The 22,824-nt window shown below is 54.7% G+C and carries 19 protein-coding genes; 9 read left to right on the top strand and 10 right to left on the bottom strand.

Going from position 1 to position 22,824, the window contains the following annotated elements; translation table 11 throughout:
* Positions 1–40 precede the first annotated feature (40 nt).
* The 3 genes from GOW93_RS12080 to GOW93_RS12070 are packed head-to-tail and all read left to right on the top strand — an operon-like array spanning position 41 to position 4,678.
* Positions 41–1,240 (top strand): TolC family protein, encoded by a 1,200-nt coding sequence (locus GOW93_RS12080; RefSeq protein WP_170384430.1) that lies wholly within the window; start codon positions 41–43, stop codon positions 1,238–1,240.
* Positions 1,237–3,384 (top strand): type I secretion system permease/ATPase, encoded by a 2,148-nt coding sequence (locus tag GOW93_RS12075; protein WP_254443526.1) that lies wholly within the window; start codon positions 1,237–1,239, stop codon positions 3,382–3,384. The genes GOW93_RS12080 and GOW93_RS12075 overlap by 4 nt, the downstream gene beginning before the upstream one ends.
* Positions 3,368–4,678: an HlyD family type I secretion periplasmic adaptor subunit gene (locus tag GOW93_RS12070; RefSeq protein ID WP_170384428.1), complete on the top strand. Its 1,311-nt coding sequence runs from the start codon at positions 3,368–3,370 to the stop codon at positions 4,676–4,678. The genes GOW93_RS12075 and GOW93_RS12070 overlap by 17 nt, the downstream gene beginning before the upstream one ends.
* Before the next feature lie 490 nt (positions 4,679–5,168).
* Here GOW93_RS12070 and GOW93_RS12065 read toward each other — a convergent pair whose 3' ends face one another.
* From GOW93_RS12065 to GOW93_RS12055, 3 genes are all read right to left on the bottom strand, one after another.
* The gene (locus GOW93_RS12065; RefSeq protein ID WP_170384426.1) at positions 5,169–5,870 is read right to left on the bottom strand and encodes a response regulator transcription factor; all 702 of its coding nucleotides are present in this window, start codon (positions 5,868–5,870) and stop codon (positions 5,169–5,171) included.
* Positions 5,870–7,780, bottom strand: a complete 1,911-nt coding sequence (locus tag GOW93_RS12060; RefSeq protein ID WP_438826193.1) for a hybrid sensor histidine kinase/response regulator — start codon at positions 7,778–7,780, stop codon at positions 5,870–5,872. The genes GOW93_RS12065 and GOW93_RS12060 overlap by 1 nt, the downstream gene beginning before the upstream one ends.
* 61 nt (positions 7,781–7,841) lie before the next feature.
* Positions 7,842–9,374 carry an alkaline phosphatase family protein gene (locus GOW93_RS12055; protein WP_170384422.1) on the bottom strand — a complete coding sequence of 511 codons (1,533 nt, stop codon included), beginning with the start codon at positions 9,372–9,374 and terminating at the stop codon, positions 7,842–7,844.
* A 262-nt stretch (positions 9,375–9,636) separates the two neighbouring features.
* On the opposite strand from GOW93_RS12055, the gene GOW93_RS12050 reads away from it, so the two are divergent.
* The 4 genes from GOW93_RS12050 to GOW93_RS12035 are packed head-to-tail and all read left to right on the top strand — an operon-like array spanning position 9,637 to position 13,547.
* Positions 9,637–10,761, top strand: coding sequence for an ABC transporter permease (locus GOW93_RS12050; RefSeq protein WP_170384420.1), 1,125 nt, complete (start codon positions 9,637–9,639; stop codon positions 10,759–10,761).
* Between the two features lies 1 nt (position 10,762).
* Positions 10,763–11,578, top strand: coding sequence for an ABC transporter ATP-binding protein (locus GOW93_RS12045; RefSeq protein WP_170384418.1), 816 nt, complete (start codon positions 10,763–10,765; stop codon positions 11,576–11,578).
* A 5-nt stretch (positions 11,579–11,583) separates the two neighbouring features.
* Entirely contained in the window at positions 11,584–12,900 is a 1,317-nt protein-coding gene (locus GOW93_RS12040; RefSeq protein WP_170384416.1) for an MCE family protein, read from the top strand.
* A complete protein-coding gene (locus GOW93_RS12035) occupies positions 12,897–13,547 on the top strand; it encodes an ABC-type transport auxiliary lipoprotein family protein (RefSeq protein WP_170384415.1) in 651 nt (216 codons plus the stop codon). Before GOW93_RS12040 ends, GOW93_RS12035 begins: the two co-directional genes overlap by 4 nt.
* A 38-nt stretch (positions 13,548–13,585) precedes the next feature.
* Here GOW93_RS12035 and GOW93_RS12030 read toward each other — a convergent pair whose 3' ends face one another.
* The 3 genes from GOW93_RS12030 to GOW93_RS12020 form a co-directional block, all read right to left on the bottom strand.
* Positions 13,586–15,568: a vWA domain-containing protein gene (locus GOW93_RS12030; RefSeq protein ID WP_170384413.1), complete on the bottom strand. Its 1,983-nt coding sequence runs from the start codon at positions 15,566–15,568 to the stop codon at positions 13,586–13,588.
* A complete protein-coding gene (locus GOW93_RS12025) occupies positions 15,565–16,104 on the bottom strand; it encodes an RNA polymerase sigma factor (RefSeq protein ID WP_170384411.1) in 540 nt (179 codons plus the stop codon). The genes GOW93_RS12030 and GOW93_RS12025 overlap by 4 nt, the downstream gene beginning before the upstream one ends.
* A gap of 61 nt (positions 16,105–16,165) precedes the next feature.
* The gene (locus tag GOW93_RS12020) at positions 16,166–17,746 is read right to left on the bottom strand and encodes an FMN-binding glutamate synthase family protein (protein WP_170384409.1); all 1,581 of its coding nucleotides are present in this window, start codon (positions 17,744–17,746) and stop codon (positions 16,166–16,168) included.
* Between the two features lie 199 nt (positions 17,747–17,945).
* Between GOW93_RS12020 and GOW93_RS12015 the strand changes: the two genes are divergently transcribed.
* Together GOW93_RS12015 and crcB are read left to right on the top strand one after the other, a co-directional pair.
* Positions 17,946–18,341 carry a CrcB family protein gene (locus GOW93_RS12015; protein WP_368039666.1) on the top strand — a complete coding sequence of 132 codons (396 nt, stop codon included), beginning with the start codon at positions 17,946–17,948 and terminating at the stop codon, positions 18,339–18,341.
* The gene (gene crcB / locus GOW93_RS12010) at positions 18,338–18,700 is read left to right on the top strand and encodes a fluoride efflux transporter CrcB (RefSeq protein ID WP_170384406.1); all 363 of its coding nucleotides are present in this window, start codon (positions 18,338–18,340) and stop codon (positions 18,698–18,700) included. The genes GOW93_RS12015 and crcB overlap by 4 nt, the downstream gene beginning before the upstream one ends.
* A gap of 96 nt (positions 18,701–18,796) precedes the next feature.
* On the opposite strand, the gene GOW93_RS12005 is transcribed toward crcB, so the two are convergent.
* Genes GOW93_RS12005 through GOW93_RS11990 form a run of 4 tightly spaced genes read right to left on the bottom strand, consistent with a single transcriptional unit; the run spans position 18,797 to position 22,746 of the window.
* Entirely contained in the window at positions 18,797–19,123 is a 327-nt protein-coding gene (locus GOW93_RS12005) for a cytochrome o ubiquinol oxidase subunit IV (RefSeq protein WP_170384404.1), read from the bottom strand.
* Complete coding sequence (locus GOW93_RS12000) at positions 19,116–19,748, bottom strand: cytochrome c oxidase subunit 3 (protein ID WP_170384402.1); 633 nt, start codon at positions 19,746–19,748, stop codon at positions 19,116–19,118. The genes GOW93_RS12005 and GOW93_RS12000 overlap by 8 nt, the downstream gene beginning before the upstream one ends.
* A complete protein-coding gene (locus GOW93_RS11995; RefSeq protein ID WP_170384401.1) occupies positions 19,745–21,829 on the bottom strand; it encodes a cbb3-type cytochrome c oxidase subunit I in 2,085 nt (694 codons plus the stop codon). Before GOW93_RS11995 ends, GOW93_RS12000 begins: the two co-directional genes overlap by 4 nt.
* Positions 21,826–22,746, bottom strand: a complete 921-nt coding sequence (locus GOW93_RS11990) for a cytochrome ubiquinol oxidase subunit II (protein ID WP_170384399.1) — start codon at positions 22,744–22,746, stop codon at positions 21,826–21,828. Before GOW93_RS11990 ends, GOW93_RS11995 begins: the two co-directional genes overlap by 4 nt.
* Positions 22,747–22,824 lie beyond the last annotated feature (78 nt).

The following is a 22,824-nucleotide window of genomic DNA, read 5'->3' as shown; positions in this document are numbered from 1 at the left end:
TCTGTCCCGTGGTTCGATTGGTGCTGGTGCAAGTGAACCTTTGCCTCGACTTGCACAAAGCGCGTTTGGCCAGCGAATTCGGGGCGCGGTCGAAGCCAGCCCGGATCTTGCGCAAAGCACAACACGGCTTGAGATGTCCGTAGCCAACGAAGACGCTGCCAAGGGTGCATTTTTACCGCAGCTCACGGTCGGCGCAAATGCTCGGTCCGAACGTGTGGAATCGAATATTGCCGATGTCACACCATATCTTCGCATTTCGCAGCTCGTCTATGACGGCGGTGCCGCTTCCAATGTTTTGGCGGCAACAAAAGCCCGCGTGCTGCAAAGCCGGGGCGACCAACTTCAAACTGCGGCCGCTGTCGCTCTATCAGCAATCGAAGCCTATGTCGTGGTTCTGGACAGACGGGAGTTTCTGGAAATAGCGGCACGGAACGTCAGCGTTCATGATCAATTGCTGCAACAGATCACTGAGCGCACTGATCAAGGCGTTGGATCAAACGCAGACGTCCTGACCGCACGCTCGCGTATGGCCGACGCGCGAACACGGTTGGCCGATGCGAAATCACAACTGGATCGCGCCAACGCTCAATTCCGAGAATATTTTGGCACGGCACCCGGGGCCCTGCCCTCCCCCATCGAAGCCCCAGAACTTTCCCAAACCGACGTTCAGATCGTAATGGATAGTCCTCAGGTAAGACGCTCTGACGCCTTCTTGCTGGCTGCAAAAGCCGAATACGCTGCGGCCGTAGCAAGGCGACAACCCGGTGTTCAAGTTGCGGCCTTTGCAAATCGCGACGACGGCAACGATGCCAATTATGGGATTGATCTTTCGCTAAACTACGAAATCGACAGCACAGGCCAACGCCGCGCCGCTATCGCGGCGGCCGAAGCGCAGGTCAAAGAGGCGGAATTCTCACGCGACTCTGTAATCCGAGATATTCGTCGAGAACTGGAGTTTGTCCGATCAGACCAGCAAGCCGGAGCAATTAGACTGAAAGCGGCCCAGTCCGCAGTTGAGGCTAATGCAGACAGCGTCGCAGCAGCCCGAGAGCAATTTACAATAGGCCGGCGTAGCCTGATCGAGATTCTGGATTCACAACGAGACTACGTTAATGCACAGGAAAGACTAATTCTGGCGCAACGAAATTTCTTTTTAACGAACTACGCCGCGCTGAGCCTTACAGGGGACATTCTAGACCTGCTAGGGGTTTCGACGGCCGATTGGGAGAACGGCCTATGACCGAACTACCTCCAAAAATGCGGGCTAACGCGCTTTCACCTCTTGAGGCCTGTCTATTGCATGTTGCAGCTCAACTAAACCGCCCGATGACGGTTGCGGCTTTGTATGCTTCGCAATCAAGCACAACAGGCGGCTTAACTGTTGGGGATACGCTTGAGGCAGCACATAAGGCCGGGCTACAGGCGGGGTACGGCAAACACAAACTGCAAAACTTCGACGTAAATCTAGCACCCGCTCTATTGCTGTTAGAGAATGATAAGGCCGTTGTTTATCATGGCCAAACGCGCGATGGGCAGCTTCTGATTTTTGACCCGGACCTCGGGGACGGTATCGGTGAGGTCGCGAAAGACAAGCTGCGCCAGGTTTACAGCGGATATGCAATTTTGTTTCGCCGCAGCCATCAAGAAGAAGTTTCAGCAGGTCAAACACCTATTTCCGAGCACTGGTTCTGGTCGGCAATGGCCGCAAACAGGTGGTCATATATTCAAGTGATCCTAGCTGCGGCTCTCGCCAATCTACTGGGGCTGTCGACCTCTATCTTCATTATGGTCGTCTATGACCGGGTCCTACCCAACGAGGCCACCGAATCCCTGATAGCCTTAACAGCCGGGGTGAGCATCGCTCTAGGATTTGATTTCATTTTAAAGCTGTTACGCGCGGGGTTTATTGATCGTGCAGGCCAGAAAGCCGACATGCTCATGGGGCGCCGCGTCTTCGATCAAGTGCTTAACATTCGCATGAAGGCGCGCACCGGCTCAACTGGTGCGATGGCAAGCACAATCCGTGAGTTTGAGACCCTGCGCGAGTTTTTTACCTCCGCAACCTTGGTCGCATTGGTGGATCTGCCGTTCATTGCCCTTTTCGTTTTTGCCATCCATCTGGTCGGCGGGCCATTGGCGCTGGTGCCAGCCCTTGCCGTTCCAATAGTTCTTTTGGCGGGTGTTGCCGTTCAACCGGTGCTGTCACGTCTAGCAGAACAAAGTTTTGCAGATGGCCAGTCCAAACAGTCTGTTCTGGTCGAAACAGTTTCCGGACTTGAAACCATAAAAACCACGGCCGCCGCCAAACAAATGCGTTCTCGCTGGGAAGCCGCAATTGAACGACAATCTTCACATGGCGCGCGCAGTCGGGCCATAACACAGTTTGCCTTGAACCTTACGGGCTTTACACAGCAAGCTGCGCAAGTTCTTATCGTATTCTACGGTGTCTTCTTGCTTAGTGATGGTCAGGCCAGCATGGGCGCTTTGATTGCGTCTGTGATGCTGACCGGACGAGCGCTGGCGCCTTTGGGCCAACTTGCCCAGACTCTGGCACGAGTTAATCAAGCGCGCAGTGCCTTTCGAAATCTGAATGCCTTGATGCAAGCCGAAAGCGAAAGGCCGCTAGGTCATAGCTGGATCAGCCGGCGCGAATTCGCGGGCCGCATCAGTTTCAACGACGTGCGTTTTGCCTACCCGGACCAGACCGAGGACACGTTGGCTGGGGTATCATTCACAATCGAGCCTGGTGAAAAAGTAGCTATTTTGGGCCCAATTGGGTCCGGGAAAAGCACAATTACCCGCTTGTTGCTTGGGCTTTATCAACCGCGATCTGGTTCCGTAACAATGGATGGCGTCGATATCCGCCAAATCGATCCGGGCGATTTACGACGGAATGTCGGCTCTGTATTGCAAGATATCTGGCTATTCTCGGGCACGGTGCGCGAAAACATATTCAGTGGCGCTGCCAGGCCGCGTGATCAGGATCTGATCGCTGCAGGAAAAGTGGCCGGCGTGGAAGATTTTATTGCCCAAACACCCAACGGGTATGACCTAAAACTGGCCGAGAGGGGCGAAGGGTTATCCGGCGGGCAGCGGCAGGCAATAGCTTTGGCACGTGCATTGATCGGACGGCCTCCGGTTCTGCTTTTAGACGAACCAACCAGCGCGATGGATGTGAAAACCGAGTCCGAAGTTATTCATCGTCTCAAACAATCCACGCAGAATACCACGATGGTTATTGTCACACATCGCACCAGCCTGTTGGAGTTGGTGGACCGGATTATCGTCATTGAGAATGGGCGCGTAGTAGCAGACGGGCCCAAGAGCATACTGGCCCAACATAAGCGCAAATCAAGGAGGCATCTGAATGTCGCGGCATCCTGATCTCTCCACCCTCGCGCGGGAAATGCGCGGACGGTCACCAATCCGAGGGTCCTTGCTTTTGCTCGCGATTGCCTCATGCCTGATCGCTTTGGGACTGTGGGCTCATTTAGCCGAGTTGGACGATGTAACTCGCGTTGACGGGCGGATCGTGCCTTCAGCCGACATTCAGGTGATTGAAGCCACCGAACCCGGGGTCGTCCTGTCCCTACAAGTCCGCGAAGGGCAAGTGGTTGAAAAAGGCGCACTGCTGATGGAATTTGAAACCACACAGATTGACAGCCAATTCAGTCAGGAACAACAGAGAGCCTTTGGTCTGACAGCGCGCGCCGCGCGTTTGCAGGCGGAGATTGACGGCACTCCTCTAATTTTTTCGCCGGAACTGATCGCTGGAGCGCCAGAAGTTGTTCGGTCAGAGACCGCATTGTACCACGGGCGCCAATCCGAATTGCAGGCAGAAATCGCTATCCTTGAACGACAGCGACAGCAAAAACAGCAAGAATATGAAGAGGGATTGGTCAACCGTGTCACAGCGGATCAAACACTCAGGTTGCTGGCCGAAGAGCGCGCCATGATGGAACCCTTGGTGGAAAAACAGATGGAACCAGCCACAACACTTTTGACGCTTCGCCGTGGTGAGGCCGAATGGGAAGGCCATCGCACCCGAGCGATCGCCGCAACCAATCGATTGAAAACCGGGTTGGACGAAATTGACGACAGAATTAGCGCGACTCACAGCCGCTTTCGCACCGCCGCGCTAAATGATCTGGCCCTGGCAACAACTGAGCTGGCCGCGCTCCAGCCAATATTGCCTGCGCTTCGTGACCGTGCTGAACGGGCACAAGTCAGGTCACCGGTACGCGGCATCGTAAACCGGGTGCATCGCAGTACGATCGGGGGGTTGGCGCGTGGCGGCGAGGAATTAATCGAGATTGTGCCTCTGAATGACTCATTGCTTGTCGAAGCTTATGTAAGGCCAGAAGACATTGCATTCCTTCATGCCGGCCAAGCCGTCAAGGTCAAGATCACGGCTTATGATTTCTCGCGTTACGGCGCATTAGACGGGCAGATTATGCGGATTGGTGCAGACACAATCACACGATCCGAACGAAATGATGAAGAGGTCTTCGTTATTAAAATCGAAACCAGCAACTCAATGTTGGATGCCGACGGCATCGCGGTTGAAATCATTCCCGGCATGATAGCAGAAATCGATATTCTATCGGGTCGAAAAACTGTCTTAGAGTATCTATTGCAGCCTGTGGTCAAGATTAAAGAAAGGGCCTTGCGCGAATAAGGCTTGGTACAAGTGGTACTTAGGCCAACACAATAGCTTTGACTTTCGCGATCACTCCGTGGCTTTACATTGGCCAACATGTGCAGCACCATCTTTAAAATCTGCCCGCCTTGGAGCATCAGAAGGACCATCCTGGCTGGTGTAGTAATTTCCTAGTTGAACGTGTCAAAGTTCATTTCGGAAACCTTAAGTCTAGCCTTCGACCGCTCCATTTTCAGGGTTTCTAAACCGGCTGGTCAGGCCGAAGATTGTCGATATTGCTATCACCGAAACAACCAACAAAATTGATTTTCTGTAAAACTCAGAGGGCGGGCTTTTCTTCGAGATGCTATTGACTTTGCAGCGCCACAAAAGAACGAGGTTCCGGCGCTCGGTTTTATTCAGCAAAAAAACCGTGTTTTGCAAAGAGGCTTGGCCGCGGAGCTATTCGCGCTATTCAAATGGCTTTCTTTAGAAAAAAGCTATTGTCCATTGGGAATTTGATCGTCTCTTAGTGCCATTCCACATCACCCAAGAAAATGTATCCTGCACCGTAAATTGTCTTTATCAGTCTTGGGTTCTTAGGGTCTTCACCAAGTTTCGTTCGCAAGCGAGAAATACGTACGTCCATCGCCCGATCAAAACTTTCACCGGCAGCCCCACCCAAGGTTTCTTGCATCTGTGCGCGGCTGATCAAGCGTTTCGGGCTTTCAAGAAACAGGCGCAAAACCTCTCCCTCAGCGTGGCTGAATGGAAATTCAGTGCCGCTGGCATCCACCAAAACATATCGGTCAAAATACGCCGTCCACCCGTTAAAGCGCGCCACTTCTGATTGCGCGGCCTGCGTTCGCGGAGACCGCAACCTGGCACGAATGCGGGCCACGACTTCAGCCGGATCAAACGGCTTGGTGATGTAATCATCCGCTCCAAGTTCCAGCCCAGTAACGCGGTCTTGAACCTGCGCGCGACCGGAAATGATGATCACCGCCGCGCCCTGCTCAAGCGCCAACCGGTGGACAAGAGCCAACCCATCGGTATCCGGCAAAGACAAGTCAACCAGACACACGTCTGGTGTTACTTTTTTCAACGCTGCTTCGAATTCCCGCGCACGCGCAAAACTCTGAGTGCGAAAACCTGCTTCTTCTAGCGCATCGGTCAGTACTCGTCGGATTTCGGGCTCATCGTCGACAATTGTGACCAGAGGTTGAGTCATTAGGCGGCCTCACTTCGGATTAGGGCAGACAGTTGCGCCTTCGTGAACGGTTTACTCAGCACCGGTGCAAGGGTCAGCGCCTGCCGGTGCAGCGGATCAGAATAAGGCAGAGAGGTCATCAGCAAGCAGGGCAACCCCGACTTGAGCTTTGCCAAAAGATCAAGCCCCGTGCCTTGACCTTCAAGGCGAATATCCGACAGCACAAACGCGATTTCGTCGATATCTGCCGTCAGCGCCAAGGCTTCATCGACCGATGTCGCCTCGATCACCGAGAACCCGAGCTCCACGAGCATGTCACGAAATTGCCGACGTAGTTCGTCATTGTCTTCAACCAGTAACACCAGCCCATTTTGCGCGGGCGGTGTGGGGCGATAGGGCAGCCGCATGGCGACCGTCGCGCCTGAAGGCGAATTTCGCAGGTTCAGATCGCCACCAGCTAGCTTCACGGTGTCATAGACCATCGGCAGGCCCAGCCCGGACCCTCTACTGCCTTTGGTTGTAAAGAACGGGTTCAGCGCTTTTTTCAGAACTTCCTTGGAAAATCCCGGGCCAGTGTCTGAGACAGCCATCTCAACCCAAATATCACCGATTTTATGCGCGCTGATGGTAATCTGTCCAAACTCACCGCAGGCATCGCGCGCATTTAGGACTAGGTTCAACAAAGCATCCTGTATCATACCCGGATCCAGCATCAGAGCGTCGCCAGGCAGCGTATTTACAACGGAAAGGCCAACGCCACGCGGCAGAGATGGTGATGCCAGTATACGCAAATCCTCTAGCAATCCGTGCATATCAGTTGCCTTCGGCTGAAGCGTCCGGTTGCCTGTCATATCCGCGATCCGGTTTAACAATTGCCCACCCCGGCGCGAAGTTTGCTGGGTGGCCGACACAAGCTCACGTGCTTCCTGGGGCAGGTCCATTTTCTCCAACCGAGATTGCATTCCTAGAATGATCGTCAGCAGGTTCGAAAAATCATGTGCCAGCCCGCTGGTCATCTGGGCAGCCATCTCACGGCGCCTGGTTTGTTGCAGCGCAACGCGCGCCTGGGTTTCCTCGGTAATATCCACCGACATCACATAAACACCGCCCTCCCCGTCCGGAGAAAATGAGACGCGAATACGGCGGGAATCTTGGTCTTCGGTAAATTCGAAAACCGAAGTTTCGCCGCCATACGCTTTCTGTAAATGAGGCTCGACGCGCGTAAAAGCCGCCGCACCCAGAGCTTCGGAAATATGCATTCCCAAAATTTCGGATGGGCGACCAGGCATGACGGAACTGAGCCTTCGGTTCGAATAATCGTACCTTTTATTTTGATCCAGATGAGCGATATGAGCCGGCATCATCTCGGTGGTCATGCGCGTGCGGGCTTCTATTTCCGTCAACTGGCGCTTGGCCTCTTCCAAGGCAGCGTTCGTCGCGGCAAGTTTGCGATTGGTAGCAGACAACTCCTCAGCCCGATCCAGCAATTGACCGGAAAGTTCTTCGGACCGAGCCCGTAGTAAGGCCTCGGCCTGTTTAGTGTCAGTGATGTCGGTATAGACGGACACCCAGCCACCTCTGGGCAATGGCGCACCTTCGACCGAAATAACACGTCCGTTGGCGCGCACGCGCTCCATGTAGTGGGGCTCGAATGTCAGTGCCTGTTGAACCCTCTGGTTGACGGCCTCGTCGACATCAACTTCTGCGCCGTATTCGCCGTGACTGGCAAGGTAACGGATTGTGTCGCTGAACAATGCGCCGGGCTGCACCAATTCTTCCGGCAGGTCGAACATATCCTGAAAACGGCGATTGCTGACCACCAGCCTAAGCTGACTATCATAGATCGACAAAGCCTGACCAATCAGGTTTAGGCCCGCAGTGGTCATTGTCTTGATCTGCTGTTCAGTAATGTCCAAATTCACCCTCCCCATGATCCATGCGTAGCATCGGATACGTTACAGGTGTAGAGGGCATGAACGCCACAGAATGAACCTAGTAGCGAGGTTTGGATTTTGCACCCTCAGGCGTAAGCGAACACAAAGATAACGTGTGATCCATATTGCGCATTCGGTGCCGCAACATCATTCGCCCCAAACGCGCCAAATCCGCCGCATATTCAGGGTCCGAGGCAACGTTCTCCAACTCTCCTCGGCCGTGATGATCGAAAAGGATCGGTGGCAAGTCCGCAGCAAACTCAACCAGCGTAAAACGCTCGTCCCGCAAAATACCCAGACACGAGTCGCTATTACCCGTGCCCAGTTGCCGTTGCCAAAGCGTTGAATTTTCGGGCTCTGAAAAATCCAGTTCGCTAAAGGAATAGCTACGCCAATCCTCAGGCTCTTGTCCTTGCAGCAGGGGCATCAGTGACCGACCATCCATCGCATTTGGAATCGATTGACCGACCCAATCCAAGATCGTCGGTGTGATATCAATGGACTCGGTTGGCGCAGACACCACTGTACCCCCCCGAGCTTGGTTGCCCGGCAGACGGATCATCAGGGGCGTGTGATAGGCAGCGTCATAAACCGACATTTTCCCCCAGCTATGGCGATCACCCAGCATCTCTCCGTGGTCGGCGGTGACAACCAGTAGGGTGTCGTCATACTGATTGCTGTCCTTAAGGAACTGGATGATGCGGCCAATGTGATGATCCACCTCGGTCGCAAGCCCCAAATATACCGAGCGCATAGTCTTTATGTTCTCAGGCGTTGGCTCAACCGAGTCAAAGCCCTCGACGAAATCCGCTGCTGTCTGGTTTTCTATCGTAGAGCCAAAAAACGGATGAAGGGCTCGCTCCGCCTCCACCTCGGGCAAACCAACGGGCATAGGCAACGCCGCCGGATCATACATGTTGTTGTACGGCGCCGGAGCCACCAAAGGCGGATGCGGCCGGATATATGTCAGATGGGCAAACCAATTCTGACCTTTGAATGGCGCAATATTGGACAGAAAAGTATCGGTCAAAAATGCGGTGTCGCTGTGTTCGGCACGATACACGGCGGGATCGTTCAGGCGCGGAGCATCACCAGTTGGCGAAACCGGTTTGTACAGATCCCAATAGTCGTCAAAGGCATAGCCCTGATCCATCAGATGCGCGCGCCATGGATATGACTCCTCTAACCGCATCTCGACAACTTCGTGAAACCCGGCCATTGGGTTTTCATAGGATTTCAGAAGCGGATCACCCGGATCATGCACGCGCGGATCGGCAGCAGTATCAGTATATCCGAACAACATGGGAAGATACCCGGCCTTGCGCATCTCGGTCGCAATATTCGGAACGTCGTGCCGCAAAGGCGTGCCATTGCGCACCGACCTGTGGTTCATCGCATATTGCCCCGTCAGGATCGAAGCGCGCGAAGGGCCACATGGATTGGTGACCGAAAAATGCCGGTCAAAGCTGACTGCTTCGTTCCCGAAAGCTCGCAGGTTCGGTAGATCGACATGTGCCGCTAGGGCACCGTTCAGACAATCTGCCCGCAATTGGTCAATGATGATGAACAAAATATTTCCGGCGCGCTTCATTTACTTATCCCGATTCCCCCGAGGCGTTTCAGAAGCGAACTCTGTAGTGGTTCTTTGATCTCGGCAAGCGGTTCTTCGCACTGAATTTTTATTCAGGCATAATGAGGAAATCAGAACAACAAATGTTCTTGGTAAACATGCATGAGCATATCAATGGATTGCCGCCCTCAAGTTGTCGCTCCCTTGCTATGGTTTGGCTGCAAATGCCGTGCGCTGGTAAAAATCCGTTGCAGGTCAATGCGGTTTCACTTCACATACGGACATGACGCGGCCCAATATACATTCGGACCATGACGCCAACGGCGTCTGCCTGCGGATTTCGGGGGCGTTGCTGACTCAATCTCTGGAAGCCGTGGAACAGGCCTTTACCCAGGTCAAACCGCAAGGCGGCAATGTCACGCTTGACCTATCTGGGGTCGAAGCACTGGATACCGGAGGCGCTTGGCTGATTGCCGATCTGGCCCAAAGGGCTCGCGCGGCGGGCGCCCAGATTTCGTATGAAGGGCTTAGCCCAGCATATTCTGCGTTACTTAAAACGGTAGCACAGAGTATACCGGACGAACCCGTCGCGGTATCTGAACGCCGCAGCTTTGCAGATTGGGTCGCTCGCGTCGGCGCACGGACCGTTGGTGCATGGAACGATACTCTGTCCATGCTGGGATTTCTGGGGTTAACGCTGCATCGCCTTGCCCGTACCATCGTGATGCCGTGGCGGCTGCGCAAGGCGGCTTTGGTTTCCCAGATGGAGGAAGTCGGCTTCAAGGCCATCCCAATCGTTGCCTTGATGGGTTTTCTTATTGGCGTGGTGCTGGCCTTTCAGGGCGCAACTCAACTTAAACAATTCGGCGCAGAGATTTTCGTGGTCGAACTGATTTCGATCTCAGTTTTGCGCGAGTTGGGGATATTGCTAACGGCCATCATCGTCGCCGGCCGGTCCGGTTCGGCTTTTACCGCGTCAATCGGTTCGATGAAAGTACAGGAAGAGATCGACGCCATGCGCACACTGGGTTTGGACCCGATAGAGGTGCTGGTAATCCCACGCGTAGTGGCCTTGCTGATCATGTTGCCGATCCTCGGATTTATCGCGGATATCGCCGCCCTGATTGGTGGCGGATTGATGAGTTGGATCGACCTTGGCGTCAGCCCCGGCATGTTCGCCACCCGGCTGAAAGAAAACACCGGCATCTGGCAATTCGCCATCGGCATGATCAAAGCGCCATTTTTCGCTCTGGTCATCGGCGTCATCGCCTGCTGGCAGGCAATGCAAGTCAAGGGATCTGCCCAAAGCGTCGGCCAAAGGACAACAGCCTCAGTAGTGCAGTCGATATTCATGGTGATCGCGCTGGACGCTCTGTTCTCGATCTTCTTCTCGGTGTTGGAGATCTGATATGGACGGGACCGTGCTGGAACAGACCTCGGATACCGGCGTGCAGCGTGAGGCTGTGATCCGTGTGCGCAACCTGACCAACCGGTTCGGGCCGCAAGTGGTACACGATGACCTAAATCTGGATGTCTGGCGGGGTGAGGTGCTGGGCATCGTGGGCGGTTCAGGTACGGGTAAGTCGGTGCTGCTGCGCACGATTGTGGGGCTGAACAAGCCTGCAGCAGGAAGTATCGAGGTTCTGGGCGTTGACGTTTTAAACGGGCCCGAGCAGGAACGCCGCCGCATTGAAAAACATTGGGGTGTCGCGTTTCAGGACGGCGCACTGTTCTCCTCGCTGACCGTTTTGCAGAATGTCATCGCCCCACTGCGCGAGCATACAGGCATCAGCGAGAACCTAATGCGGGCGCTCGGAAGTTTGAAAATCAGCCTTGTAGGCCTGCCGCAACTAAGCTGCGGCAAGTTCCCGTCCGAACTGTCTGGCGGCATGCGCAAAAGGGCCGCTCTAGCCCGCGCCCTGGCGCTGGACCCCGAGATCGTGTTTCTGGATGAGCCAACCGCCGGGTTGGATCCGATCGGGGCTGCTGCTTATGACGAATTGATCGGCGAATTACAACACGCGCTGGGATTGACCGTTTTCATGGTGACCCACGATCTGGACAGCCTATACGCCATTTGCGACCGCATCGCAGTACTTGCAGAAAAACGTGTGCTAGTCGAAGGACCGATTGAAGAAATGACCAAAGTGGACCATCCTTGGGTTCAGGAATATTTCACCGGCCCCCGGGCGCGAGCGGCGCAAGAGAAGGGGCAGGACAGGTAGAGGCCATGGAAACCCGAGCGAACTATATCCTGATTGGCGCGTTTACCCTTGCGGGCATCCTTGGGGCGTTCGGCTTTTTCCTGTGGCTGGCGAAGTTCGAGATATCGCGGCAATACGCCTATTACGACGTGCTTTTCGACAATGTCTCGGGGCTGTCTGCCGCCGGTGGTGTCAGTTTTAACGGTCTGCCGGTCGGGCAGGTTATTTCATTGACGCTAGACGATAACGACCCGTCCAAGGTGCGCGTGAAACTAGAGGTAGATGCAGAAATCCCTGTAACTGAGGATACGATTGCGCAGTTACAGTCCCTTGGCGTGACGGGAGTGAGCTACGTTGAATTGACTGGTGGATCCGCCAGCGGCCAAAGGTTGCCGCAAAACAGCGTGATCAAAAGCAAGCGCAGTGCAATACAATCGCTTTTTGAAGGGGCGCCGAAGGTACTGGATGAGGCGGTCACGCTGCTGGAAAACCTCAATGCAGTGGTCGATGACAAGAACCGTAAATCAGTCAGCGACATTCTGGAAAACCTAGCTTCGGCATCGGGCCGGTTGGACAAGACATTGTCTGATTTCGAAAACCTGTCTGCGGATCTTGGTGGAGCAGCCAAGAAAATTGGAGACTTCACGGACGGACTGGATACGCTGGTCGCTTCTGCCGAAACGACGCTGAACACAGGCACGGACACGTTGAAGAGCGTGAAGACGGCATCTGAATCTGCCACCGCCACCTTGGACAGCGCCAAAACGGCCATCGAGAACGCTGATCGCGTGATTCAAGACGATGTGAAACCCTTCATCGACCGGGCCTCGACCCTGGCCGAAAACCTGAACGGCCTGACAGATGAGGCCGAAATCTCACTGGCGACGATTTCCGAAACCTTCGTGAATGCCAATGAAACACTCGGTTCGATCAACGGTGCGATGGAAACAGCGCAGGGCACACTTGCCTCAGCGGAACGTGCTTTTGACTCAGCCAATAAGGTTATTAACGACGATGTCGGCGCGGTAATGGAAGACATCAGCACCGCCGCGAACGAGGTGGCGAGCACGGTGAAAAATGTTACCGAACGACTGGATGATATCTCGGCCGATATCCTCAGCGCGTCGCAATCCGCCTCGGATCTTCTCGGCACCATCGACGGGATCGTTCAGGACAACCGGCGCCAACTGTCAAACTTCCTGCGGGTCGGCCTACCGCAATTCACACGTTTCATAGAAGAGTCGCAACGTCTGGTGATCAGCCTAGATCGGTTGGTGGACAAGGTTGAGCGCGACCCCGCACGTTTCCTACTTGGAACCCAAGCATCGGAGTTTCGCCAATGATCAGGCCTTTCCTTTTGGCGCTTACACTCGTTTCGCTTGGTGGCTGCACGGGTCTGGGGACGTTGCGGCAAGCCTCGCAGCCGAATGACCTCTACTTGCTGACACCAAAAAGCACGTTTTCAACTTCGTTGCCGCGTATTCAAAAACAAATCGTGGTGCAGGAACCCACAGCCACTGCGGCGGTCAACACCGACCAGATTGCAGTCCAACCTACGCCGCTGCAGGTCCAGTACCTGCCCCGTGCCCGGTGGGTGGACCGAGCGCCGTTGATCGTTCAAGCCCTGTTGGTTGAAAGCTATGAGAACAGCGGCAAAGTCGCAGCCGTTGGCCGCTCGACCGTGGGTTTGCGGGCGGACTATGTCATCGTTCCAGACCTGCGCGAATTTCAGGGTCTGGTGATCACCAACCCTGATGGATCGCAAACTATCCGGGTCGAAGTGCGCATGAACATCAAAATCATCGACGAGTTCGAGGACAAGATCATCGCTTCGGATTCTTTTCGCGAGTACATGATCGCTGCCAGTGATCAAACCCCGGACCTGGTCAAGGCGTTCGACGATGCCTTGGGGAAAACCATGCGAGATGCGGTGGAATGGAGTGTGCGGAAAATAAATACCCATGCCGCAAATAACCCCAGACAGTTTTGACATGGGTAAGGGCGCTATCACATAACGGCGCCCCCGCTTTATTCAGCAAGCGTTTCGGCCAGCCGCATTAGTGTGACAGCTTCGGCACGATATCCAAACGGGTCCTCTCCTTTTGCTGAATTGGCCAGCGCAATGGCGTCCTCATAGGACCAAGACCCCAAATAATCCCCGCCGCGCAGCAACTGTCCGAACCCGGCAATCGCGTAAGAGAACTGCACATCCGTAGTCATCTGTCCTTGCCCCTGACGGATCGGTTCTTCAATTAGTTGGCTTTCTGTTGTGCCGGGTAATTTGTAGCGTAGTTTGAAATATCCTATCTCATCTTCGCCTTCTGATACCGCTTGCTCCGCATATCTCAGCGGACCATTGCGGATAGCGTCCGATCCAACCGGGGTAACTTCGTAGATTGCTGTCACCGAATGACCCGCGCCGATATCGCCTGCATCCACCTTGTCATTCGAAAAATCCTCGCGCCGCAGGGCACGGGTTTCATACCCGATCAGGCGATATTCAGCGATCTGGGCCGGATTGAATTCCACCTGTATCTTGACGTCGTTGGCAATAGGAAACAGCGCGCCGGTCAGCTGATCAACCAGCACTTTGCGCGCCTCACCCAATGTATCGATATAGGCCGCCTGCCCGTTTCCATTCTGCGCCAGCGCTTGCATGGTTGCATCGTCCAGATTGCCCCGACCAAAGCCCAGAACGCTAAGGAACGTGCCGCTGTCGCGTTTCCCGGCAATGAAGTCCTTAAGGGCCTCGGGGTCCGAAAGACCAACGTTGAAATCGCCATCGGTGGCAAGGATCACACGATTGGCTTCACCCTCTAAGGCCATGCTTTCCGCCACTTGATAAGCTTGCTGCAACCCGGCCTGTCCAGCTGTGGAGCCACCGGCCTCCAACCGATCTAACGCTGTCAGGATCTTGCTTCGCTCTGACGCTGCAGTCGGTTCCAGAACCTGCCCGGCACTACCTGCGTAAGTGACAATTGAGACCTGATCTTCCGGTCGCAGCTCTGACAACAAAAGGCGGAAGGACTGCTTGAGCAGCGGCAGCTTGTCCGCATTCTGCATTGATCCGGACGTGTCGATCAGAAAGACAAGATTCAGCGGCGGGCGGCCTTCGATCTCGGGCAACGCGCCCTGAATTCCGATATGGACCAGTTGTGTGCCATCGTTCCACGGCGTCGGTGTTACTGCTATTGTCGGGCGGAACGGTCTATCGCCCTCGGGCGCGGGATATTTGTAGGGAAAGTAGTTCACCATCTCTTCAACCCGCACTGCGTCCTTGGCTGGCAAATGCCCACGCATCAGTGAGGACCGGATAATCGAATAAGATGCCGTATCTACATCAATCGAAAAGGTCGATACCGGGTCTTCTACCGTGACTTTCAGGGGGTTGGTGTCAGCGTTGGCAAAAGCTTCGGTATTCGCTTCCGGCGCAATGCTCAGATCCGATGGAACCGGAGCCGGGGCAATTGATCGGGCCTCATCAAACAACGCACCAGCGGCTATACCCAATCCGGAGCTGCCATCGGCTTCCGAACTGACAGCGCGTTTTTTAAGAGCTGGCGCTGCTGATTGTTCAGAAATGCTTTCTTCCACTATCACGGGCGCTTCAATGACCGGTTTGGCAAGACCACCTTGGGGAATTGCGTGTGAAAGTTCACTTTCCCGATCTGACGCGGTCGTTAGGTTCTGCGATTCAACACGCTTTTCACTAGGCAGGAAGGTCGGGTTTTGAGTTTGGTTCCAAGCCTGCGGCAAGATCGCCACCAAAGCCACGGCTGCGATTGCGGTTGTCACGGTCAGAGCGCCGCGATGGGAGAGGACGTTCAACATGGATTTTGCTCCTTCTGTCAGGCGGGCCATCGGGCCACGCTTGTCAGTCGGACGCTTGCCAAACCGCGTTCCTTGGGCGCGCAGGAAAATTTTTTGCGCTTGTTCCATATTTTCCGCCCGACGCTGTGCATTCGGGGCAGGCGTCGCTGCATCCATCAGAGTTTTGAGGTCATCTGTCATTGTTTCAGCTCCTCCTCCCGCAAGGCTCGCAAGCGTTTGCGGATATCAGACATGCGCCATGACACAGTGCCTTCAGACAAACCCAGAACCTCCGCTGCCTGAGCATGGGTCATCTCATCCTCCAACGTCAGGGCCAGCGTATCTTGCAGTTCTTGCGGCAAAGATCGCATGGCTCTTTGCAACCAATCGACGGCTTCGGCAGTTTCCGCAGCCTCAGCCCTGCGCATTTGCTCCACGTCTCCCCACCCCAATGCTGCACGGCTGTGGCTCGCCTGGCGACGACGTGCATCCTCAGCCGCGTTCACAACAACCCGGTAAAGCCATGTTGTGAACTTGGCCTGCGCCCGGAAACCAGCAATTTTGGCAGGCAACGCAGCACAGATATCCTGCGTGAGATCTTCAGCCTGATCTGCCCGTCCTGACAAGCGAAAGGCGAGACGAAAAATCCGATCGTAGTGCCGTGCCAATAGGGACGCGAACGCATCTGCGTCCCCTTTCGCGGCGGCTTTGGCCAGATCCTCATCCGATGTTGTCATACGCATCACGATGAGTATGACGGATCGAAAAGGTCAATCCTTGGCGGTTATTGGCAAAAATTTAAAAATGATCCGCCGACGCCAATTTCCAGTCCGTTGCGAACTCATCTGGTATCTGGTCTGTCAGCAAAACACCTTCGCCGAGAAAAGTGTAGAGGTCCGCATATGACCGCTCCCGCTCATCCGCAAGGCGGCGACGAATATCGCCCGGATTCAGCTCTGATACCTTATCCTTGCCCATAGCACCTAAAAGTTCACGAAAACTTTCCAAAGTGGCATCGTGGTAGCGATGCACCCTCTTGCGCTTTTGTGGCACGTTTACAGCGCGCCCCCGGATCGGATCCTGCGTTGCAACACCCGACGGGCAGCGGTTCGTGTTACAATGCAGTGCCTGTATGCAACCTACCGCAAACATCATCGCCCGCGCTGCATTGCACATATCCGCACCGAGGGCGAACTTCTCGACCATGTCATAACCTGTCGCCACTTTGCCCGAGCAAATAATCCGGATATCGTCGCGTAGGCCGACTCCGCGAAGGCAGTTGTTGACGAAGATCAGCGCCTCGTTCAGTGGCATACCCAATCGGTTGGTGAATTCTACCGGAGCCGCTCCGGTACCCCCTTCGGCACCGTCAATGGTGATGAAATCGGGCAAAATGCCGGTTTCCAACATGGCTTTGCAGATTGCCATGAATTCGGAGGGCCGCCCGATACATAGTTTGAAACCGATAGGCTTGCCGCCAGACATCTCACGCAAGTGCTGGACGAAATGCATGAGCCCGGTCGGACCATCAAAGGCCGAATGGACAGGCGGCGAGATGACATCCTGATGCTCTGGCACACCGCGGATTTCAGCGATTTCCTCATCCACCTTGGCCGCAGGCAAAACCCCACCATGGGATGGTTTCGCACCCTGCGAGAGTTTTATTTCGATTGCCTTGACAACGTCCTTTTGCGCCTTTTCGGCGAACAAATCCTTGTCAAACTCACCCTCGGGTGTGCGGCAGCCAAAATACCCGGTGCCGATCTGCCAAATGATATCTCCACCCTCTGCCAAATGATGCGGAGAGAGACCGCCCTCGCCTGTGTTATGGGCAAAATCACCATCCTTGGCACCACCGTTTAACGCCCGGATCGCATTGGCGCTCAAGGCACCAAAACTCATAGCCGAAACGTTCAGACGCGAGGCATTGTAAGGCTTGGTGCATTGCGGACCGCCCAGCACCACGCGCTCCTCACTTTCCTCTACGTGTTTGGGCGCAAGCGAGTGATTGGCTCTGTGGTAGCCAACTGTCTGAATGTCGTATTGTGTACCAAAGGCTTGGGTGTCCACTTGCCCCTTGGCGCGAGAATAGACCAGACTGCGAATGATGCGGTTATAGGGACGTCCACTTTCGTTGGTTTCGACGAAATACTGGCGGATTTCCGGGCTGACGAATTCCAGCATGTACCGAAAATGACCCAGAACCGGGTAATTGTTTAGCACGTTATGCTTGGTGGTCAGCATATCGTATAATCCTATCACCGCGTAAGGGATCAGGATAACCAGAAGCCAATGGGCCGGAGGCCAGAAAAAGCCCAACAGCACGGTCAGCGGCAAACACACATAACTGAGGAAGTAATAGAGTCTGCGTACAATCATTTCGTGCTCTCCTAAAGTGTCGCCGAACCGGGCTTATGGTAACCGTTGATCAGTTAGCCGTTGGGTTGCAAGCAATTATCTCAACACATCACAGGACAATTATGATTTGTGAAATCGGCCTTGAACCGAGGTGCAGTTGAACCTTCGGTCAGCAAAATGTATGCCAAAATACAGATGGAATTGGGCAGAAAGATTGGCCGTGACACAGACCCGACCCGCTGCCCTCATGTTTATCGCCGTTTTTGTGGGTGGCGCTGCTGGGTCGTTGTTGCGAGAGGCGTTCGCGGTCCAAATTTCCGGCGCTCCAATTTTGACGGCAACGTTTGGCATCAATATCATCGCTTGCTTCATTCTCGGCTGGCTCTATGCGGTCAGGCACCGTGTCCATGCTCATGTTCTACATCTTGGGGCGGTCGGGTTCTGCGGTGGGTTGTCAACATTTTCTTCGTTTGTGGCCGAGTTAGAGCGCATGGCAATGTCGAATATCTGGAGCGCAATCTCGGCAGCAACTCTGGAAATTGCCGTCGGAATCGCCGCCGCTATTTTGGGAGAGGTCATCGGGCGGCGGTTTCACGGGCGGGGATTGTCGGGATGAGCGAGCTACACCTGCACGCCATGTTTGGGCTTGGTGGTGGTCTTGGGGCCGTGTTGCGTCACTGGATCACTTTGCGGGTTCGGCATGACCTTCCCTTTGCGACCCTGATTGTGAATGTTCTAGGCAGCCTGCTGTTGGGCCTTTGGATCGGTTACCTGGGCGGACCTGTCGAAATGGGCGAAGAAGAAAGAAGGCTGGTCTTCGGATTTTGCGGCGGTTTCACCACCTTTTCCAGTTTTGCCTATCAATCGCTAGAATTGCGGCGCGAGCGTACGATTGCCCTGGCCGCCGGAAATATCTTGCTGAGCCTGGTCTTGTGCTGGTTCGCTCTTTGGCTGGGTCTATTCCTGATACGTTAGTCGGCGAACAGCGCTTTGGCGCAGACCACTTGACTAGTCGCCCTCGCCTCAACACAGGCATTCTTGGTTTGGGGATAACGCCATTCATGCAATTCACTACATGGGATAGGTGTGCATCCGCACCGCCAGATTTCCCATGATCCAAACGGTTCCGAGAATGATAATCAACAAGACAAGAGTTGAAAAAAGAACCAGATCCAGATCCTCGCGGCTGCTGCGACGACGGTCGATATGGAGAAAGTAAACCAGTTGTACGATCAACTGCGCCAACCCCAGCAATGCGATCGAAAGGTAAACCCCTTTGGTTTCAATGCCGAATTTATAAGCAATCGTGAATACGGCGATTGTCAGCAGCAATGAGCCACCATAGCCAATGATATACCGCCGGCGCTCGCGCCGGTGCATCTCGCTGCGCTTATCCATAGGCTAGGCCTCCGAAATATACGATTGTGATGATGCCAATCCAGATCAGGTCAAGGAAGTGCCAGAACAACGCCAGCCGAACCATGCGTGACATTAGCAGATCGGTCAGGCCAAAAACCCGCAGCTGAATGCCCAGCACGATCAGCCATAGGCACCCTGCCGCGACATGCAATCCGTGCAGCGGTACTAATCCGTAGAACGCCGACAGAAAGCCACTGCGCTGGGGAATGCCACCCTTTTCGACCATTGCCATGAAATCCCGCATCTCCAGCACCAGAAAGCAGATGCCCAACACCAGCGTCATGCAGAACCAGAAAACGATCCGCCACCGCGGCAGGTTGTATTTCAGCGCCAGCATCGCCAACCCCACGGTCAGGCTGCTGGTGAGCAGAATCATAGTCTGGGTGAAGATGCTTGTGAGATCGAACAATTGATGCGGTCCAGGCCCGCCTGCCTGCGCGTCAATCATGGTGATGTAAATGGCAAACATCAGGCCGAAATAGACCAGATCGCTCATCAAAAAGACCCAGAAGCCGAAAGTGACGACTTCGCTAGCTTTGTCCGCACCGGCGTGTCTTCGACCGAGGTTTAGTCCCGGATAGCTATGTGTCGGCGCGCGTTTCATGTCATCGCCTCCAGATCTGGACCGGCAAGGCCGCGGTTATCCGGAGCAATTTCGTGGTCACGGTCGACAGGCGTAGAGTCTTGCACCAAGTCCAACCAAGCCTCGTGCTGCTTTCGAACCTCCTCGGCTGGGATTGTTTCTTCGGTGTCCAGTCTGAAAGTCCAGCGAATGAAGGCCAGCAACATCAGCACTGTCGTCAACGCCGCCAGCCACCAGATCCACCAAACAAGCGCAAACATCCATACACCGCTGAGTACACAAAGGACGAACCCAATGGCGGTATTGCGCGGCATCACGATGTCTTCATATTTTTCTGGTCTTGGATACGCATCGCCCCGTTCTTTCGCGGCGGCAAAGTCATCCCGGTCAGTGACCTGCGGAATAACGGCGAAATTATAGGCAGGCGGCGGTGCCGGAATCGACCATTCCAGCGTGCGCGCATCCCAGGGATCACCAACCGGAACTTGGGTTTTTTCCCGGTCACGGATACTGATCCACAATTGAGCGACGACAGAAAGCAGAGCCAATAGGATCACCAGCGCGCCCACAGCCGCAACAATCATATATGGGTGAAAACTGGGGTCTTCCCAACTGAACGATCGACGCGGCATCCCCATGAGACCAACAAAATAAAGCGGCAGGAAAGTCAGCATGAACCCGACTGTCCACAGCAAAACTGTGACGCGACCCCAGTATTCGTTCAGGCGGAAGCCGAAAGCTTTGGGAAACCAGTAATTATACCCGGCCAGCAGACCGAATAGCACTCCGGGCAATAGGACGTTGTGAAAATGCGCCACTAGAAACAGGGTGTTATGCACCTGATAGTCAACCGTAGGATTGGCGAGGATCACACCTGACAGACCACCGATTACAAACAGCATCAAGAAGGCCAAGCCGTACAACATCGGCACGGAAAATCGGATGCGACCACGGTACAAAGTGGCCATCCAATCATAGACCTTCACTCCGGTAGGTATCGCGATCATCATAGTCGCAATACCGAACACCGCATTTATCAGCGCGCTTTGGCCCATGGTGAAGAAATGATGCAGCCAGACGGTGAAGGACAGCACCGCGATGCACATCGTAGCAATCACCAGTGAGTTGTAGCCATAGAGACGCTTGGCCGAGAATGTGGCAAAAATCTCGGAATAGATGCCGTAGGCGGGCAAGACCAACAGGTAGACCTCGGGGTGGCCGAACAACCAAAACAAGTTGGCATAGTTCATCATGTTGCCGCCCAGATCGTTCGTAAAGAAGTGGAAGTCCAGATATCTATCGGCCGCCAGCATCAGCGCGGCCACCCCTAGCGGCGGCATGGCAAAGACGATCAGGATCGAGCTGCTGATAATCGTCCAGCAATACATCGGCAACCGCATGAACTTCATGCCCGGCGCGCGCAGCTTGTAAATAGTTACCGCAAAATTGATACCGGTCAGCGTCGTACCGATGCCCGAGACGACAATTGCCCAGATCCAGTAGTCCGGCCCCACCCCCGGGTTGAACGCCGCGCCAGTGTAAGGCGGGTATGCGGTCCAGCCGCCGGTTGAGAAATGACCCACCACCAACGACACCATCAACATCATCCCCGCCGATACAGTCAGGCCAAGGCTGATCTGATTCATCACGGGAAAGGCCACGTCCCGTGCGCCGATCATCAAGGGGATTAGATAGTTCGCAATCCCCAAGACAAACGGAACGGCCACGAAAAAGACCATTATCGTGCCATGGGTGCTGAACAGTTCCGCGAAATGTTCGGCCTCAAGAAAGCCATCGCCCGGCCCTGCTGCTTGTTGGGCCCGCATGACGACACCTTCCAGCACACCGCGAGCCAACATGACGATGGCAAAGACGATATACATGATGCCTATCTTCTTGTGGTCTGCGCTGGTGAGCCAGTTGCGCCACAGCGGCGCCCAAAGGCGGAACCAAGTAAGCAGCCCGACCACTGCAATTACACCCACAATAACGATGCCCGCTGCAGCGTTGGCCACGATTTCATTTGCATTGGGGTTTTCGATCAGACCCGCAATTGGGAAGGAGTCCCAACTCAGGCGGCCAAAGAAACCAGTGTCGGTCATTGCCCACCCTCCTGACCGAATTCAGCAGTGCCGGGTTGCTGATCAGCCAATAGGGGTTGCCCGCCGTGATAACGATGTAGAATGGACTGAAACAGGTCGCCTTCCTCCAAAGTGAAATACAACGCGTTTTCGGGCATCTGAGCTGTCCCCAATGCGGCCTGAACTTCGTCCCGATCACTACGCATTGCGAGCGTCCGGTAGGTGTCAGCGTTCAGTGGAATACCATTCGTTCTCACTTCCTCGGTCCAGGCGCTGAAATCTTGGGGCTGCATGGCAAGCGTTTGGAATTTTTGCTTGGTAAAACCCCGACCGTTATATTGCGTGTTCTCACCTTGCATCGTCTCGGGCTTATCCGCGACCAGATGCAATTGAGTGGTCATGCCCGGCATCGCGTATATCTGCCCCGCTAAGGCCGGGATCATGAAAGACTGCATGACCGTGTCGGTCGTCAATGTCATGGCGACCTGTTGTTTGACAGGAATACCCAGCTCTCCGACGCTGGCGATGCCAAGATCGGGGTAAATGAACAACCACTTCCAATCCAACCCAACGACCTGCACGTTCAACGCAGGCGTTTCCCCGAAGGTCGACGCATAGGGATCCAGCCGATGCGTGGCTTTCCACAGGTAGAAGGACAGCAACGCCACAATTACAACCGGCACACCCCACATGACAAATTCCAGCCGGGCGGAGAAGTCCCATTTGGGGCGGTAAGCAGCGCCGCCCTCTTTTCGGCGGCGGTATCGAAACGCAATTAACGGCACCAGTACCAGCACCGGTATCACTGCAATCAGGATAAGAACGGTTGCCCGCAGTAAATGGGTTTTTTGGACCGCCGCGATTGGACCCTGTGGGTCCATAAAACTGTCACTTGCAACCGCCGTTTGTGTCGAAACGAGCGCAATCGCAGCCGCCATGGGTATAGCATGTGACACGGAGAAGGGTTTGGAAGAAATCACCTAAAATCGTCCTTGTGCGCGTAGGCTTTCGGTCAA

Origin of the sequence: Ruegeria atlantica (assembly GCF_013032455.1) — a bacterium.
GTDB classification, from domain to species: domain Bacteria; phylum Pseudomonadota; class Alphaproteobacteria; order Rhodobacterales; family Rhodobacteraceae; genus Ruegeria; species Ruegeria atlantica_B.
Note: the sequence above shows the minus strand (reverse complement) of the source record. Positions and strands in the feature narration are given on the sequence as shown.